This is a genomic window from Mesorhizobium sp. M0998, assembly GCF_040318885.1.
In the GTDB taxonomy this organism is placed as follows: domain Bacteria; phylum Pseudomonadota; class Alphaproteobacteria; order Rhizobiales; family Rhizobiaceae; genus Mesorhizobium.
Genome location: NZ_JAMYND010000009.1, coordinates 41,620 through 55,940, shown reverse-complemented (window position 1 = coordinate 55,940; position 14,321 = coordinate 41,620). Strand labels below are relative to the sequence as shown.

Sequence of the window (14,321 nt, the reverse complement as noted above, 5' to 3'; positions counted from 1 at the left end):
CCACCCGTTTTCGTCAAACCTATGCGAGGAGAATGCACCCGCCTGTCTGAATTTTTTGCGAACCGGCCATTCATCCCCCGTTCATGCGGCAAGAATGGGCCAGCCGTTAGTCTGTCCGTTTCTGGAACCGTTCTATGCAGGGCAGATGGGGAACGTACCCTTTTGCCATGGTTCCCGGTCTTCGTTACCGCAGGAAATCCTAAGGCTCGTCCGCGAGCATATGGTCGAAATAGTCGTCCGGCTCGGCAAGGTCGGTCTCGCTGGCGCTGACCCGGCCGCGCATCGAGATGCCGGCCTCGTGCACGGTCTCGTCGCTTCCCGACACCAGCCTGTGCCACCAATAGAGATCGCGGCCCTCGGCCACCAGCCGGTAAGCGCAGGTCTTGGGCAGCCAGCTGATGGTGCGCACGTTCTGCGGCGTCAGCCCGACGCAATCCGGAACACGCGCCAGCCGGTTGGCATAGTCGGAGCAGCGGCAGCTTCCAGCGTCGAACAGCTGGCAGCCGACGCTGGTCCAGTAGATCTCTCCGGTATCCTCGTCTTCGAGTTTGGACAGGCAGCACTTGCCACAACCGTCGCAGAGTGATTCCCACTCGGCCGGGGTCATCGCCTCGAGCGTCTTGGTCTTCCAGAACGGCTTTTCCATCGTCGGCATGTGGCCCCCGGACGCTTCAAGGTCAAGCACGGCAACCGTGCACCCTCGTCCGAACGATACGCCGGGACCATACGCCGGAACATACGCCAGGACCATACGAATGACATGAAGTCGCCTTCAAAACGCCGGTCAATCGCCCTGTGCCACAGCTAGAACCTACAAACAGGAACCAAACATGGTTGCTGAAAGTTTGGGCAGGGATGGGACGCCACAAGGAGTGTTTATGATGAAACGCCAACCACGGATTCTGGCAGGCACGGCGCTTGGCCTGTTGATGGCGTCCGCGCCGCTAGGCGCGTTCCCGCTGCAAGGCAATGCCGCACTCGGCCCCGTGCAACGCACAGCAGCGCCGCTCATCCCAGTGCAATCGAGTTGCGCCGAGGGCGAGTCGGCGGAGGCCTGCGCGCAGAGCCAGCAGGCAGAGCAGCCCAGAAAGAAGAAGCGCGACCAGCAGCAGCAAACGGAATCCGCTCCGGCCGAGCAGGCGGCTCCGGCCGAGTCCGAGCAACCCCGCAAGAAGCGGCGCAATCAGCAGCAGCAAACAGAATCCGCTCCGGCCGAGCAGATCGCTCCAGCCGAGTCCGAGCAACCCCGCAAGAAGCGGCGCAATCAGCAGCAGCAAACAGAATCCGCTCCGGCCGAGCAGATCGCTCCAGCCGAGTCCGAGCAACCCCGCAAGAAGCGGCGCAATCAGCAGCAGCAAACAGAATCCGCTCCGGCCGAGCAGATCGCTCCGGCCGAGACCGAGCAGCCCCGCAAGAAGCGGCGCAATCAGCAGCAGATCGAAGCGGCCCCATCGGAACAACCGGCCGAGCAGGCAGCGCCGGCAAACGACAACCAGCCCAACGTCAATCCGCGCAAGAAGAAGCAAAAACAGAACCAGCAGATCGAGGCTGCCCCGGCAGAACAGGCTCCGACTGTCGAGCCCGGACAAAAGCCGGGCAAGCGCAAGAAGCCTGCTGAATTGACCGGACCCGCCACGGAGGCGGAAGGCCAGCCGGCGCCGACCAATAAGGAAGCGACCCCACAGGCCCAACCGGCTCCGACCGAGCAGCAGGCCGCTCCCGTCCCGGGCGAACAGCCCCAGGACAAGATCAAGAAACGTGGCAAGAGGCCTGTCGGCGAACAGCCGGTGACAGGAGAGCAACAGCCCTCGACCGGCGAACAGCCTTCGACTGGCCAGGCCGCGCCGGTCCAGGGGGAAAATCCGGTCCAGGGTGAAGCCCAGGCCAATCCGAACGAGGCACCTGTTCTGGACAGCCAGAAGGATGTCTTGCGCAAGCGCAAGGGTGGCAAGGAGCGCGGCCAAAATGCCGGTAAGCAGCAGGGCAACCAGCCCGCCCAGCAGGGCGAGAACCAGGTGGAAGCCCCGAAGCCGGCTCCGGTCGATCAGGGGCCGCCACCCACCGACGACCGGGCAGCCCAGCGGGAGATCAAGCCTGAAAAAATCGTTCCGGTGACCGAGGAAAAAGGCAAGCGCGTCGAGCGTGCGCCGGACATCGAGGATGTTCGTCGTCGTCCGCGCCCCCAGGGTGCCAACGTCGTCAGGGAATTCGGCGACCGCGTTATCCTGCAGTTCAACAACCAGACGTTCGTCGAAAGCAGCGATGCACCGCGCATGCACCGCGGCGCCAGGAATGTCTATTACGAGGACCTGTCGGGCGATCGCACCCGGGAAATAGTCGAGCGTGACAATGGTGTCCGGATCGTCACCATCCGCAATCGCTACGGCGACGTCATCCAGCGTTCACGCATCGCGCCCGACGGCCGCGAATATGTGCTGAGCTATGTCGACGAGCGGAACTATGACGACGATGCAGACTGGCGCGACCCGGGCGACGACCTGCCGCCGATGCGCCTTACCATCCCGCAAGAGGAATACATTCTGGATTCCGAAGAGGTCGAGGATCCGGACGACTACTACACCTTCCTCGAACGGCCGCCGGTCGAGAGGGTCCAGCGCCTCTATTCGATCGACGAGGTCAAGCGCTCGGCCCGCGTGCGCGACATCGCCCGCCGCATCGACCTCGACACGCTCAACTTCGAATTCGGTTCGGCCTCGATTTCCGACACCGAGGTCCAGAAGCTGGAGGGTGTTGCCAACGCCATGGACAAGCTGCTGAAGAAAAACCCGGCCGAGAGCTTCCTGATCGAGGGCCATACCGACGCTGTCGGCACACCGGAAGCGAACCTTGCTCTGTCCGACCGCCGCGCCGAGGCGGTCGCCGAAGCCTTGACCAACGCCTTTGGCATCCCGCCGGAGAACCTGACGACGCAGGGCTATGGCGAGGAGTATCTCAAGGTCAACACGTCGGGACCCAACCGCGAGAACCGCCGCGTCGCCATCCGCCGGATTACACCCCTGGTAGCGCCTGTGGCCAGCGCCCAATAAACCGCAATGTGAACCGCGCGATTTGATCAACCATTGAATCGCGCGGTCATCAATCTTGAAACGCGCGGTTACCCATCCCAGATTCTGGAAAGGGCGTTCCCTGCCCTGTCCCGACTCCAGCGGGACACACGAGCCCCGCCGGTTCCCCTCCCCGGCGGGGTTTCGTTTTTTTGAAACCTTGCAAACCGCCGCAGCCTGCCCGAAATACGGCACTCCGACAATGGAGCCCGAATCGCCGCATGAAGCGCCTCGAACTCGCCATCGAATCGATCATTCTCGCCTCGCGCTGGCTGCTCGTCGCCTTCTATCTCGGACTGGGTGCGGCACTTGCAATTTATGCCGTGTCCTTCGGCAACAAGCTGTTCGAGTTCGTCTCCCTCGCCTTCACGCTCGATGACACCGACACCATCCTGAAAATACTCGGCCTCATCGATGCCGCGCTGGTCGCCTCACTGGTGGTGATGGTGATCATCTCGGGTTACGAAAACTTCGTCAGCCGCTTCGATGAAAATGACGGCAAGGTGCATTGGCTGGGCACGATCGATGTCGGCTCGCTGAAGGTCAAGGTCGCCTCGACAATCGTAGCGATCTCCTCGATCCACCTCTTGCAGGTGTTCCTGAACTCGGTCTCCTACACGACCGACCAGCTGATGTGGCTGACCATCATTCATCTGGCCTTCGTTCTGTCGGCACTGATGCTTGCCTATATCGACCGGCTGATGGGTCTTGGCAAAGCCAAGAAAGCCGAAGACTGAGCACACGTCTGTGCCGGTCTTTAAGAGATATGCCTGTCAGCTAGATACTTTCCGTCAGTAGATACCTTTGATTTTGGTATCCGTCCGGCCGAACACCTCGTCCGGCACAAAAAAGTCGCCGGCGAGCGGGCCTGTCGCACCCGGCGCATAGGCCGAGAAATCGCTGACGCCCTCAGCGCGCAGCACTTCTTCGTCAATGTAGAAATTGCCGGTCGCCTCACGCGACGGCCTGACCAGGATGGCGTATGCCGCATCGGCCATGATGTCGGGCGAACGGCTCATCGCCACCACCGTCGCCCCGCCCAGGAGGTTACGCACCGCCGCCGTGTCGATGGTCGAGATCGGCCATAGCGAATTGACCGCAATGCCGTCCCTGGCGAACTCGGCGCTCATGCCCAGCGTGCACATCGACATGCCGAACTTTGCCATCGTGTAGGCGACATGGTTCTTGAACCACTTGGCCTTCATGTCGAGCGGCGGCGCCAGATTCAAGATGTGAGGATTTTCCGCCAACCTCAAGTGCGGAATGCACATTTTGGAGACGAGAAAAGTGCCGCGCGTGTTGATCTGGTGCATCAGATCGTAGCGCTTCATATCGGTCTCCAACGTGCCGGTGAGCTGGATGGCACTGGCGTTGTTGACGCAGATATCGACGCCGCCGAACCGCTCCACGGTCTTGGCGACCGCCTCGGCGACCTGTTCTTCATCCCGAATGTCGCACAGCGCCGGCAGCGCCTTGCCGCCGGCCTGCTCGATCTCGTGCGCCGCCGTGTAGATCGTCCCGGGCAGCTTCGGATGCGGCTCGGCGGTCTTGGCCGCGATCGTCACATTGGCGCCATCGCGCGCGGCGCGCAGCGCAATCGCCAGCCCGATGCCGCGCGACCCGCCGGAGATGAAAAGCGTCTTTCCCTTGAGCGACATCCTTGCGCCTTCCTGCAACATGAAAGACACGATCCTTGCGCGGCTGAGAACCGCCGCGCAAGGCCCAACACACCGCATGCGGGTTACGCTGCGTCGGCCTTGAGACAATCTGAACTAGACCAGCACCAGGCCCTGCCGCATGGCGATGGCAATCGCATCGGTGCGGTTGGCGGCACCGAGCTTCGTCAGGATCGCTGCGACATGGAACTTCGCCGTATGCACGGAGATGTTCAGCCGCCGCGCGATGACCTTGTTGGGGGCGCCCTCGGCCAGCAGCGCCAGCACCTCGCCTTCCCGCGGCGAAAGCGTCGGCCGGACGATATGCTCGTCAGTCGGTTCCTCTTCGAACCGGTCGCTGCCATGGAAGGTCAAATCGTGATGCAGATCGGATAGAGCATGACTGTCACGCGAAATCCGGTAGCCCGCAGCCGCGAGCCGCGCGGCGGCGGCGATCAGCAACTCGTCCGCTTGCACCGGCAGCACGGCAAATACTGTATCGGCCGGCCGTTCACGGGCCGCTCGCGACGATAGCAGCACGCGAGGCATAGCCGCGTCGACGAGCCCGCCTTGTAGCCCATGATCATCGACGATGGCGACATCCGCCGCCTCACGCCCGTCGACTTCGCCGGCCAGAACCGGCCGCAGATCATCGGTCGCGGCGAGAATGGCGGACAGACTTCGCGTGCGCTCGGCGTCACCGAGCGCGATCAGCACCGTCAGCCGTCTGCCAGCGACCTCACCGCTTACCATCTATCCCTCAGCTCAGTGGCTTTTCACCGATGGTCAGGGAAACCTCACGATTCTCGCCGCCGCGCACCACGCCGAGTGTCACCAAGGCACCGGCGCTGTCCGGCCCGAGCTTGCGGATCAGCTCGCGCGGGCCATGCACCGTCTCTGCGTTCCACGACACGATGATGTCGCCGAGACTGAGACCGGCTGATTTCGCCGGCCCGTTATCGTCGAGACTCATCACCATGGCGCCCTGTGTATCACCATTGCGGACCGGATGCAGGCCGGCGCCAAGATAGCCGCGCGCCACATGACCCTTCTCGCGCAGCGTCGTGACTGCCCGCTCGATCGTTTCGTAAGGCATGACCAGCGCCCGCCGGAGTGGCCCGAACAGCAGCATGCCGATCAGTCCGCCCTTGGCGTCGAGCACAGGGCCACCCTCGAAACGGCCGCCGGCATTGACGGCAAGGTTGATGCGCCGGTCGATCGTGCCACCGCGCATTGAACGCCAGGCCGGGCCGACCTCGCCGACCGTGCCGAAGGTAGCGAGCGAGGTGCCGTCGCTATTGCCCGCCACGACCACCAGGTTGCCCGGCCGCACCGCATCCGCCTTTACCAGTGACGGGGCGGCCGGCGCGCCGGCCAGTTTCAAAACGGCCGTGCCGGTGGACGGGTCGCGGCCGACCAGTTCCGCCTTGACGGCTTCGCCCGAAGAAAACGTCAGCTCGATCTCCTCGCCGGCCTCGACCGCCTCCTCGGCAGTGACGAAATAGCCGTCCCGCCAGTGGAAAGCAGTTGACGTCCGGTGGTGCGTCGCGAAGCTGGCCGTCGCTGGTGCCGCGGCTGCCGCGATGTCGGCAATGGCGTCGGAAAACGTGCTCAGATTGAAATCGCTCATGATTTGTCTCCTGGGTTCTTCGTGACCCAGATATCGCCCGGCAGGGCGTTGGCGGATACTCGCCTGACGGCTAGTTGGGCATTTGACTGGCCATCTGGTCAGGTCGCGGCCGGTCCGGCCGCTCCGCACATATAGGCATTGTTCATCTTGTTCCAAACGGAGCCTTCGGATGGCCCTGCCCGCCCAGCAATTGCAATATGACGATGCCCTTCTCGATGCCTATTCGGCGACGGTCGCCGATGCCGTCGACCGCATCGGGCCCGCTGTCTGCCGCATCGAGCGCATCGGCGGCCCGGGTGGCCATGGCTCCGGCTTCGTCATCGCGCAGGACGGGCTGGTCGTCACCAACTTCCACGTCGTCGGCGATGCGCGCAGCGTACGCGTGTCAATGCCGGACGGCGCCTCCAGGGAAGGCCGCGTGCTCGGCCGCGATCCCGACACCGACATTGCGCTGGTGCGCGCCGACGGCAACTTTGCGGACGTCGCGCCGCTTGGCGATTCCAAGCGATTGAGGCGCGGCCAGATTGCTATTGCCATCGGCAATCCGCTCGGCTTCGAATGGACCGTCACCGCTGGCGTCGTCTCGGCACTCGGCCGCTCGATGCGTGCCTCCACCGGCCGGCTGATCGACGACGTCATCCAGACCGACGCCGCGCTCAACCCCGGCAATTCTGGCGGACCGCTGGTGTCCTCGGCTGGCGAGGTGATCGGCGTTAACACCGCGATGATCCACGGTGCGCAAGGCATCGCCTTCGCGGTTGCCTCCAACACCGCCAATTTCGTCATCTCGGAAATCATCCGCTTCGGCCGTGTGCGCCGTGCCTTCATCGGCGTTTCCGCCGACACCACCAACCTGCCGCGCCGCGCAGCCCTTTTGTCGCAAGTATCGAGCAGCACGGCGGTGCGCCTGCGCACCGTCGAAAAGAACAGCCCAGCGGCCAAAGCCGGCCTCAGGGAAGGCGACATTATTGCCGCCATCGACGGCCGCCCGGTCACCGGCGTCGACGATCTGGTGCGCATGCTCGACGCCGAGCGCATCGGCCGCGAGACACTGTGCACGGTGGTGCGCCGCTCCGGCATTACTCAGGTCACCGTGATGCCGTTGGCGCGGGCGAGTTAGCGCGCCGCAGCACCCTGCGCATATTGCGCCATAAATTCTGGGCTCGGCGGGATCGGCCTGATCACGTCGATCAGCACGCCGTTGGGATCCCTGGTGATGAAATGACGCTGGCCGAAGGGTTCGTCGCGTAGCGTTCGCAGGATCGGCAGGCCAGCGGCGGTGATCCGCTTATAGATGGCATCCGGATCCCTGACCTCGAAATTGATCAGCAGGCCAGATGTGCGGCCCCGCCCTTCCTCCGGGATCGTCTCATGATCGCCCTGGACGATGCCGAGGTTGGCGCGACGGTCTTCGGCCGAGCGCAAATGCACGTACCAGTCGGCCTCAAACAGCGGCTTGAAGCCGAAATGCGCAACATAAAAGGCTGCCGTGCCGGCAACGTCGCTCGTCATCAGCACCGGATAATAGCTCGTCGTCCTCATCTTTCCTTCTCCCGGCAAATAACATACAGTCTGCATGTAAATGGCAATAACATACAGGCTGCATGTATGCAACAAGGATCCGCTCGTCGCTCCAACCGTGATCGCACCGAGGCGACACGCGCTGAGCTCATCGCCGCGGCTCGCAAACTGTTCACCGAAAAGTCCTATGCCGAGACCGGCACACCCGAGATCGTCGCCGCTGCCGGCGTCACGCGCGGCGCGCTCTATCATCACTTTGCCGACAAGCAGGCGTTGTTTGCCGCTGTGGTCGAACAGGAGGCGCAAGCCGTCTCGGAAGAGATCGAACGCGCGTCGCCGCCTTCGCTATTTGCCCGCGATGCGCTGATTGCCGGCTCGGATGCCTATCTGGCTGCCATGCGTGCGCCCGGCCGCACGCGGCTCTTGCTGCTTGACGGCCCGGCCGTACTCGGCCGCGCCGCCATGGATGCGATCGACAATCGCCATGGCAACCGTTCGCTGCGCGAAGGCCTTGTTGCTGCGATGCGCTCGCACTCCATGACGAGACTGCCTGTGGAAGCACTGACCGCGTTGCTCGCAGCCGCCTTCGACCGCGCAGCGCTCGCCATCGAAACTGGAGCATCGATCGAGGACTATCGCGCCGTTCTCATGGCGCTGATCGACGGCCTGTCTCCGGCTCCTCCTCAGGTATCTCACCCGGTTCGAACTCGTTGAAACAGCCTAGCTGGCGCTTGAACTGGTCGATCAGCCAGGCGGCCGCCGGTTTCGGGCTGCGATCGGCGCGGTGCATGGCATAGAGCGGCGAGCGGACTTCGCTGTAAGGCTCGAGATCGAGTTCGACGAGCCGGCCGGTCGCCAGATCATCGGCGATGAGCCATCGCGGCAGCCCGCCCCAGCCCAGCCCCTCGCGCATCAGCACGTGCTTGGTGCGCACATCCGTCAGCCGCCAGGTGCGGTAGGCGAAGACGCCATAGTCACGCCCGCGCGTACGCTCGGACTGGTCCGAGACGACCAGTTGGATGTGTTCGCGGACATCCTCTAGCGCCACTGGTCTCGGCAGCAGCGCCAGAGGGTGATCAGGCGCTGCGGCTGGCACCAGGGAGAAGAAGCCGATGCGAAGCAGATTCACGTCCGTCTCACCCAGAAGCCCCCCGATGCCGAGATCGGCCTGTCCGCCGACAACATGATCGAGGATAAGGCCAAGCGAGCCGATATGCAGACGCAGCGTCACGGCCGGGAACTGCGCCTCGAATGCCTTTAGCACCCGAACCAGCACCGGCGACGGTAGCGTCACGTCGACCGACAGCGTCACTTCCGCCTCCAATCCCTGCCGGTATCCGTCGACACGCGAGCGGATGCGTTGCAGCACGCCGACCATGCGCCGCGCATCTTCCAGCGTCGCCTTGCCGACATCGGTCAGTTGCGGTTCACGCGTGCCCTCGCGCTCGAACAGCTTCAGCCCGAGCTGCGCTTCGAGGTTGGCGATGGCGTAGCTGATCACCGATTGCGCGCGATTCAATTTGCGCCCGGCGGCCGAGAAGCTGCCGGTCTCGGCCACCGCAACCAGGATCTGCAGTTGGTCAAGCGTCGGGTTCGGTTGCATCGTTCAATCCACATTTTAGATGGATAATATACAAAATATACCAGTTTTTCAAATGGGTCTGCGCACACATATCTGCCGGGAGATTTTGATCCAACCCTGGAGACCCCATTATGTCCATCCTTCTTGTCACATCGAGCCCGCGCGGCGCTGCCTCACACTCGACCCGTATTGCTACTGAATTCGCCGAAAAGCTTGTTGCCGCCGATCCGTCGAACACGCTTGTCGTGCGCGACCTCGTCGCCAATCCGTTGCCGCACATCGATGCCGATTATGCGACCGGCATCTACACGCCGGCCGAAGCGCGCACCTCGCGCCAGGCTGAAGTCGTTGGCGTCTCCGATGTCGTGCTGGATGAACTGTTCGCCGCCGATTCGGTGATTCTCGCCACCGGCTTCATCAACTTCAACATCTCCTCGACGCTGAAGTCCTGGGTCGATCACATTGCCCGTTCCGGCAAGAGCTTTGCCTATGGCGAGAACGGCCCCAAGGGCCTCGTCACCGGCAAGAAGGTCTATATCGTGCTGGCTTCGGGCGGCATCTATTCCGAAGGTGCGGCCGTGCAGTTCGATCACGCCATTCCCTACCTGCGCAGCGTGCTTGGCTTCCTCGGCATGACCGATGTCGAGGTTATCCGCATCGAAGGAGTCGGCATGGGCGCCGATGCGGTGGCAGCAGCGCTGGCCAAGGCCTCGACCAAGGTCGACGCCATTGTGGCCGCGACCGGTAATGCCGAGCGCGTCGCCACCGCGGCGTAAAAGCGTCAGCATCGTCTGAGTTGTACAAGGGCAGGCGCCCGGCGCCTGCCCTTGTTATCGTTGGCGACAACCTATTGTGGTGGGTCACACAACCGCCATTGGTTATTCCGCTTGTCTGCGCTATCGGTCGCGGATGTTCCTTTCCGTTGCCACAACGCACCGTCCGGCCACCGATCTCGGTTTCTTGCTGCACAAGCATCCGGATCGCCTGCACGAGACCGACCTGTCTTTCGGCAAGGCGTGGCTGTTCTATCCCGAGGCAACCGAAGAGCGTTGCGAGGCTGCACTCCTGCTCGATGTCGATCCTGTGGGACTGGTGCGGGGCAAGGGCCAGGCAGAAGGCCTGCTCGACCAATATGTGAACGACCGGCCTTACGCAGCATCATCCTTCCTGTCGGTAGCGCTGAACAAAATGCTGCGGACGGCGATGACCGGTACATCGAAGGAGCGCCAGGAACTGGCCGACAGCGAACTGCCGCTGGAAGCCGTGGTTACGCCACTGCCAACGCGCGGCGGTGAGGTTCTGGTTCGAAGTTTGTTCGAACCCTTGGGCTGGACAGTCGATCTGACGCCAATCGAAGGAATCGGGGGTGCTGCGGGCGAGCCCCGATACGGCCATCTAAAGCTGACCGGCACGGGCCGGCTCAGCGCCTTGTTGAACCACCTCTATGTGCTGATCCCAGTGATGGACGATGCCAAGCATTACTGGGTCGGCGAAGCAGAGATCGACAAGCTGCTGTCCAAAGGCGAAGGCTGGCTGGAAAACCATCCGGCCAAAGACCTGATCGTGCGCCGCTATCTGGGCAATCGCCGGGCTTTGGCCCGCATCGCCCTGGAGCGGCTGGCTCCCGAGACGGCTGGCGAGGCACAACCTGCCGAGCCGCGCGTTACGCCCGAGGAAGCGCTGGAGACGCCTATCCGGCTCAACGATCTGCGCATGGACGCAGTTGTCCACGCCATTCGGGCGACGGGAGGAACCACTGTTGCGGACCTGGGATGCGGTGAAGGCAAGCTGCTCGACAGGCTGGTGCGCGAGCGATGGATTCACAAGCTGTTCGGTCTGGATCCGGCGGCGCGCGAACTGGAATGGGCCGCAAAGCGTCTCAAGCTGAACGAATTAGGCGGGCCGCCCGAGGGCCGGGTCACGCTGCTGCATGGATCGCTGACCTACCGCGACAGCCGTTGGGCCGCAGCCGACGTCGCCGTTCTGGTCGAGGTCATCGAGCATCTCGACGAGGACAGGCTGCCCCTGGTCGAACGCATCGTTTTCGGTGAGACGGCGCCCAAATCCGTCATTGTGACCACTCCGAATGCGGACTACAACGCTCTGTTTCCAAGACTGGTCCCTGGCGCATTTCGCCATCCCGATCACCGTTTCGAATGGAGCCGGGCTCAGTTCCAAGCCTGGGCGGCCAAAATCGGCGAGATCTATGGCTATGCAGCCACCTTCAGCGGTATCGGAGCCGAGGACCCGACCCTCGGCGCCCCCACCCAGATGGCAGTGTTCACCCGATGAGAGAACCTGATAAGACCAACCTCACCATTCCTGACTTCGCCCTCGTCGTGCTGATCGGCTCGACCGGATCGGGCAAGTCGACTTTCGCCACCAAGCATTTCCTGACGACTGAGATTATCTCCTCGGACCAGTGCCGGGCGCTGATCTCCGACGACGAAACCGACCAGGACGTCTCTGCGGATGCCTTCGATCTGGTTCGCGAAATAGCCGGCAAGCGGCTCAAACACCGCAGGCTGGCCGTCATCGATGCCACCAATGTGCGAGCCGCCGACCGCAAGCCCTGGATTGAGCTGGCGCGCAAGTGGCACGCTTTGCCCGTCGCCGTGGTCCTCGATCCAGGCGTCGAGGTGTGCGTCGCACGCAATGTGGTGCGAGCCGACCGGCAGTTCGGCGCCGGGGTCGCCCAGCGCATGACAACCGAGGTCCGCAAGGGTCTTGGGGGCCTCCAACGCGAGGGCTTCCGCCAAGTCTGGAAGCTTACCAGCGAGGCCAGCATCGACGCGGCCGAGGTGTCGCGACAGCCGCTGTGGACCGATAAGCGCGACGACCATGGCCCGTTCGATATCATTGGCGACATCCACGGCTGTTCGGATGAGCTTCATATCCTGCTCGCTCGACTGGGCTACAGCGTCGCCTGGTCTGAGTATCAGGGCGACCGAACGGTCACCGTGGTTCCACCAGAGGGCCGCAAGATCGTCTTTGTCGGCGACCTCGTCGATCGCGGCCCCAACTCGCCCGACGTGCTGCGCATTGCCGTGAGCATGGTCGCGGCTGGAACGGCTTACTGTGTCCAGGGCAACCATGAACGCAAACTCAGCCGCTGGCTAGAAGGCCGCAAGGTCACTGTCGCTCACGGCCTCCAGCAGACTCTCGATCAGCTAACTGCACAGGACCGAGGCCTGCGCGAGGCGCTGCCGGCCTTTCTCGACGGCCTGCGCAGCCATGTCTGGCTCGATGGCGGAGGCCTCGCCGTCGCCCATGCCGGCCTCAAGGAAGAGATGATCGGACGCGGTTCCGGCGCTGTGCGCGAGTTCGCTCTGTACGGCGAGACCACAGGCGAGACCGACGAGTTCGGGCTGCCCGTCCGTGCCGACTGGGCTGCGGCCTATCGTGGCAAGACGGCCATTATCTATGGACATACGCCCACGCTATCGGCCGAATGGGTCAACAACACCCTGTGCATCGACACCGGATGCGTATTCGGCGGCAAGCTGACGGCCTTGCGCTGGCCGGAACGCGAACTGGTCGAGGTGCCGGCAATCGAGACCTGGTCGGAGCCGGTACGTCCGCTGGGCGGGTCCGGTCCCGGTAAATCGGCACAGGCCGACGCCGACGGCGTGCTCGATTATCAGGACGTCTCCGGTCGCCGTTGGATTGAGACCGGACTGAGGGGCCGGATTGTCGTGGCCGAGGAGAACGCGTCGGCAGCACTGGAGGTGATGAGCCGCTTCGCGCTCTCGCCGCAATGGCTGATCTATCTGCCGCCGACCATGTCGCCGTCCGAGACCAGCAGCCAGGACGGCTGGCTGGAACGTCCGGAGGATGCCTTCGCTTACTTCCGCGAGCGCGGCGTTGCGCAGATCGTGTGCGAGGAGAAGCACATGGGTTCGCGGGCAGTGATCGCGCTCTGCCGGAACGCGCAGGCGGCACGCAGCCGCTTCGGGGTCCCTGGCGACGAAACCGGCGCAATCTGGACCCGCACCGGACGCTCCTTTTTCAATGACAGTGCCATGACGGAGGACCTACTCGCCCGTCTCCGCGCCGAGGTCGACACGGCGGATCTGTGGAAAGAATTGAACAGCGACTGGCTGCTGCTGGACGCCGAGATAATGCCTTGGTCGGCCAAGGCCGGCAGTCTGATCGAAAGCCAGTATGCGCCTGTGGCCACATCCTCTGCCGCCGGTCTCAAGGCCAGCAGCGAGGCGCTGGCCCGCGCGATGGCGCGCGGCGTCGATGCAGCCGGCCTGAACGCACGCCTTGAAGACCGGGCCGTCCGCGCAGCCAAATACGCCACCGCCTGGGCGCCCTACGTATGGCCAGTTTCGGGCGTCGAGGACCTTAAGGCCGCGCCTTTCCACCTGCTGGCCAGCGAGGGACGTGTTTGGTTTGACCAGGACCATGTCTGGCACATGTCGCTCGCGGACCGTCTGGCTGCCAGTGGCGGCGTGGTCACGCCGACTCGATGGCGTATGGTTGATCTGGCCGACGGCAGCGCGTGTGCCGAGGCCGTCGCCTGGTGGGAAGCACTGACCGGCTCAGGCGGCGAAGGCATGGTGGTCAAACCACGCGACTTCGTCAGCCGTGGCGAGAAGGGGCTCATCCAGCCGGCGCTGAAGGTCCGCGGCCCGGAATATTTGCGCATCATCTATGGTCCCGAATATGACGCGCCCGACAATCTCGTCCGCCTCCGAGAACGCGGCCTGGCCGGCAAGCGCAGCCTGGCGCTCCGGGAGTTCGCGCTTGGCCACGAAGCGCTAACGCGATTTGTCGCCAAGCAGCCGCTACGCCGGGTTCACGAGTGTGTCTTCGCCGTGCTGGCGTTGGAAAGCGAGCCAATCGACCCAAGGCTGTAGTAG

General features: G+C 63.5%; 13 protein-coding genes. 7 read left to right on the top strand and 6 right to left on the bottom strand.

The window, feature by feature from the left end; all coding sequences use genetic code 11:
- Nucleotides 1-199: 199 nt before the first annotated feature.
- Nucleotides 200-646 (bottom strand): YcgN family cysteine cluster protein, encoded by a 447-nt coding sequence (locus tag NKH59_RS10930; RefSeq protein ID WP_353021934.1) that lies wholly within the window; start codon nt 644-646, stop codon nt 200-202.
- 235 nt (nt 647-881) lie between these two features.
- Here NKH59_RS10930 and NKH59_RS33490 point away from each other — a divergent pair, with 235 nt between their 5' ends.
- Complete coding sequence (locus tag NKH59_RS33490; protein ID WP_502908689.1) at nt 882-3,047, top strand: OmpA family protein; 2,166 nt, start codon at nt 882-884, stop codon at nt 3,045-3,047.
- A gap of 239 nt (nt 3,048-3,286) precedes the next feature.
- A complete protein-coding gene (locus NKH59_RS10915; protein ID WP_352542061.1) occupies nt 3,287-3,802 on the top strand; it encodes a TIGR00645 family protein in 516 nt (171 codons plus the stop codon).
- 54 nt (nt 3,803-3,856) lie between these two features.
- Here NKH59_RS10915 and NKH59_RS10910 read toward each other — a convergent pair whose 3' ends face one another.
- The 3 genes from NKH59_RS10910 to NKH59_RS10900 form a co-directional block, all read right to left on the bottom strand.
- Nucleotides 3,857-4,723: an SDR family oxidoreductase gene (locus NKH59_RS10910; protein ID WP_353021784.1), complete on the bottom strand. Its 867-nt coding sequence runs from the start codon at nt 4,721-4,723 to the stop codon at nt 3,857-3,859.
- 114 nt (nt 4,724-4,837) lie between these two features.
- Nucleotides 4,838-5,473: a helix-turn-helix transcriptional regulator gene (locus tag NKH59_RS10905; RefSeq protein WP_352473965.1), complete on the bottom strand. Its 636-nt coding sequence runs from the start codon at nt 5,471-5,473 to the stop codon at nt 4,838-4,840.
- 7 nt (nt 5,474-5,480) lie between these two features.
- Nucleotides 5,481-6,350 (bottom strand): S1C family serine protease, encoded by an 870-nt coding sequence (locus NKH59_RS10900; protein WP_353021782.1) that lies wholly within the window; start codon nt 6,348-6,350, stop codon nt 5,481-5,483.
- A 169-nt stretch (nt 6,351-6,519) separates the two neighbouring features.
- On the opposite strand from NKH59_RS10900, the gene NKH59_RS10895 reads away from it, so the two are divergent.
- Nucleotides 6,520-7,470, top strand: coding sequence for a S1C family serine protease (locus tag NKH59_RS10895; RefSeq protein ID WP_352491490.1), 951 nt, complete (start codon nt 6,520-6,522; stop codon nt 7,468-7,470).
- Here the strand turns inward: NKH59_RS10895 and NKH59_RS10890 are convergent.
- The gene (locus NKH59_RS10890) at nt 7,467-7,892 is read right to left on the bottom strand and encodes a VOC family protein (RefSeq protein WP_352491491.1); all 426 of its coding nucleotides are present in this window, start codon (nt 7,890-7,892) and stop codon (nt 7,467-7,469) included. The genes NKH59_RS10895 and NKH59_RS10890 overlap by 4 nt on opposite strands.
- Nucleotides 7,893-7,958: 66 nt before the next feature.
- Here NKH59_RS10890 and NKH59_RS10885 point away from each other — a divergent pair, with 66 nt between their 5' ends.
- The gene (locus tag NKH59_RS10885; RefSeq protein WP_352542059.1) at nt 7,959-8,585 is read left to right on the top strand and encodes a TetR/AcrR family transcriptional regulator; all 627 of its coding nucleotides are present in this window, start codon (nt 7,959-7,961) and stop codon (nt 8,583-8,585) included.
- On the opposite strand, the gene NKH59_RS10880 is transcribed toward NKH59_RS10885, so the two are convergent.
- A complete protein-coding gene (locus tag NKH59_RS10880) occupies nt 8,518-9,474 on the bottom strand; it encodes a LysR family transcriptional regulator (protein ID WP_352450726.1) in 957 nt (318 codons plus the stop codon). The two genes, NKH59_RS10885 and NKH59_RS10880, sit on opposite strands and share 68 nt — an antisense overlap.
- A 110-nt stretch (nt 9,475-9,584) precedes the next feature.
- Between NKH59_RS10880 and NKH59_RS10875 the strand changes: the two genes are divergently transcribed.
- From NKH59_RS10875 to NKH59_RS10865, 3 genes are all read left to right on the top strand, one after another.
- Nucleotides 9,585-10,229 carry an FMN-dependent NADH-azoreductase gene (locus NKH59_RS10875; protein WP_352622442.1) on the top strand — a complete coding sequence of 215 codons (645 nt, stop codon included), beginning with the start codon at nt 9,585-9,587 and terminating at the stop codon, nt 10,227-10,229.
- Nucleotides 10,230-10,362: 133 nt separating this feature from the next.
- The gene (locus NKH59_RS10870) at nt 10,363-11,745 is read left to right on the top strand and encodes a 3' terminal RNA ribose 2'-O-methyltransferase Hen1 (protein ID WP_352771688.1); all 1,383 of its coding nucleotides are present in this window, start codon (nt 10,363-10,365) and stop codon (nt 11,743-11,745) included.
- Nucleotides 11,742-14,318, top strand: coding sequence for a polynucleotide kinase-phosphatase (locus tag NKH59_RS10865; protein WP_353021779.1), 2,577 nt, complete (start codon nt 11,742-11,744; stop codon nt 14,316-14,318). Before NKH59_RS10870 ends, NKH59_RS10865 begins: the two co-directional genes overlap by 4 nt.
- Nucleotides 14,319-14,321: the final 3 nt, after the last annotated feature.

Bases quoted from the DNA above. Each gene is read 5' to 3' on its own strand.
- NKH59_RS10875 (WP_352622442.1), top strand. From the start codon at position 9,585: ATGTCCATCCTTCTTGTCACATCGAGCCCGCGCGGCGCTGCCTCACAC.
- NKH59_RS10900 (WP_353021782.1), bottom strand. From the start codon at position 6,350: ATGAGCGATTTCAATCTGAGCACGTTTTCCGACGCCATTGCCGACATC.
- NKH59_RS10910 (WP_353021784.1), bottom strand. From the start codon at position 4,723: ATGTCGCTCAAGGGAAAGACGCTTTTCATCTCCGGCGGGTCGCGCGGC.
- NKH59_RS10915 (WP_352542061.1), top strand. From the start codon at position 3,287: ATGAAGCGCCTCGAACTCGCCATCGAATCGATCATTCTCGCCTCGCGC.
- NKH59_RS10880 (WP_352450726.1), bottom strand. From the start codon at position 9,474: ATGCAACCGAACCCGACGCTTGACCAACTGCAGATCCTGGTTGCGGTG.
- NKH59_RS10905 (WP_352473965.1), bottom strand. From the start codon at position 5,473: ATGGTAAGCGGTGAGGTCGCTGGCAGACGGCTGACGGTGCTGATCGCG.
- NKH59_RS33490 (WP_502908689.1), top strand. From the start codon at position 882: ATGAAACGCCAACCACGGATTCTGGCAGGCACGGCGCTTGGCCTGTTG.
- NKH59_RS10890 (WP_352491491.1), bottom strand. From the start codon at position 7,892: ATGAGGACGACGAGCTATTATCCGGTGCTGATGACGAGCGACGTTGCC.
- NKH59_RS10930 (WP_353021934.1), bottom strand. From the start codon at position 646: ATGGAAAAGCCGTTCTGGAAGACCAAGACGCTCGAGGCGATGACCCCG.
- NKH59_RS10895 (WP_352491490.1), top strand. From the start codon at position 6,520: ATGGCCCTGCCCGCCCAGCAATTGCAATATGACGATGCCCTTCTCGAT.
- NKH59_RS10870 (WP_352771688.1), top strand. From the start codon at position 10,363: ATGTTCCTTTCCGTTGCCACAACGCACCGTCCGGCCACCGATCTCGGT.
- NKH59_RS10885 (WP_352542059.1), top strand. From the start codon at position 7,959: ATGCAACAAGGATCCGCTCGTCGCTCCAACCGTGATCGCACCGAGGCG.
- NKH59_RS10865 (WP_353021779.1), top strand. From the start codon at position 11,742: ATGAGAGAACCTGATAAGACCAACCTCACCATTCCTGACTTCGCCCTC.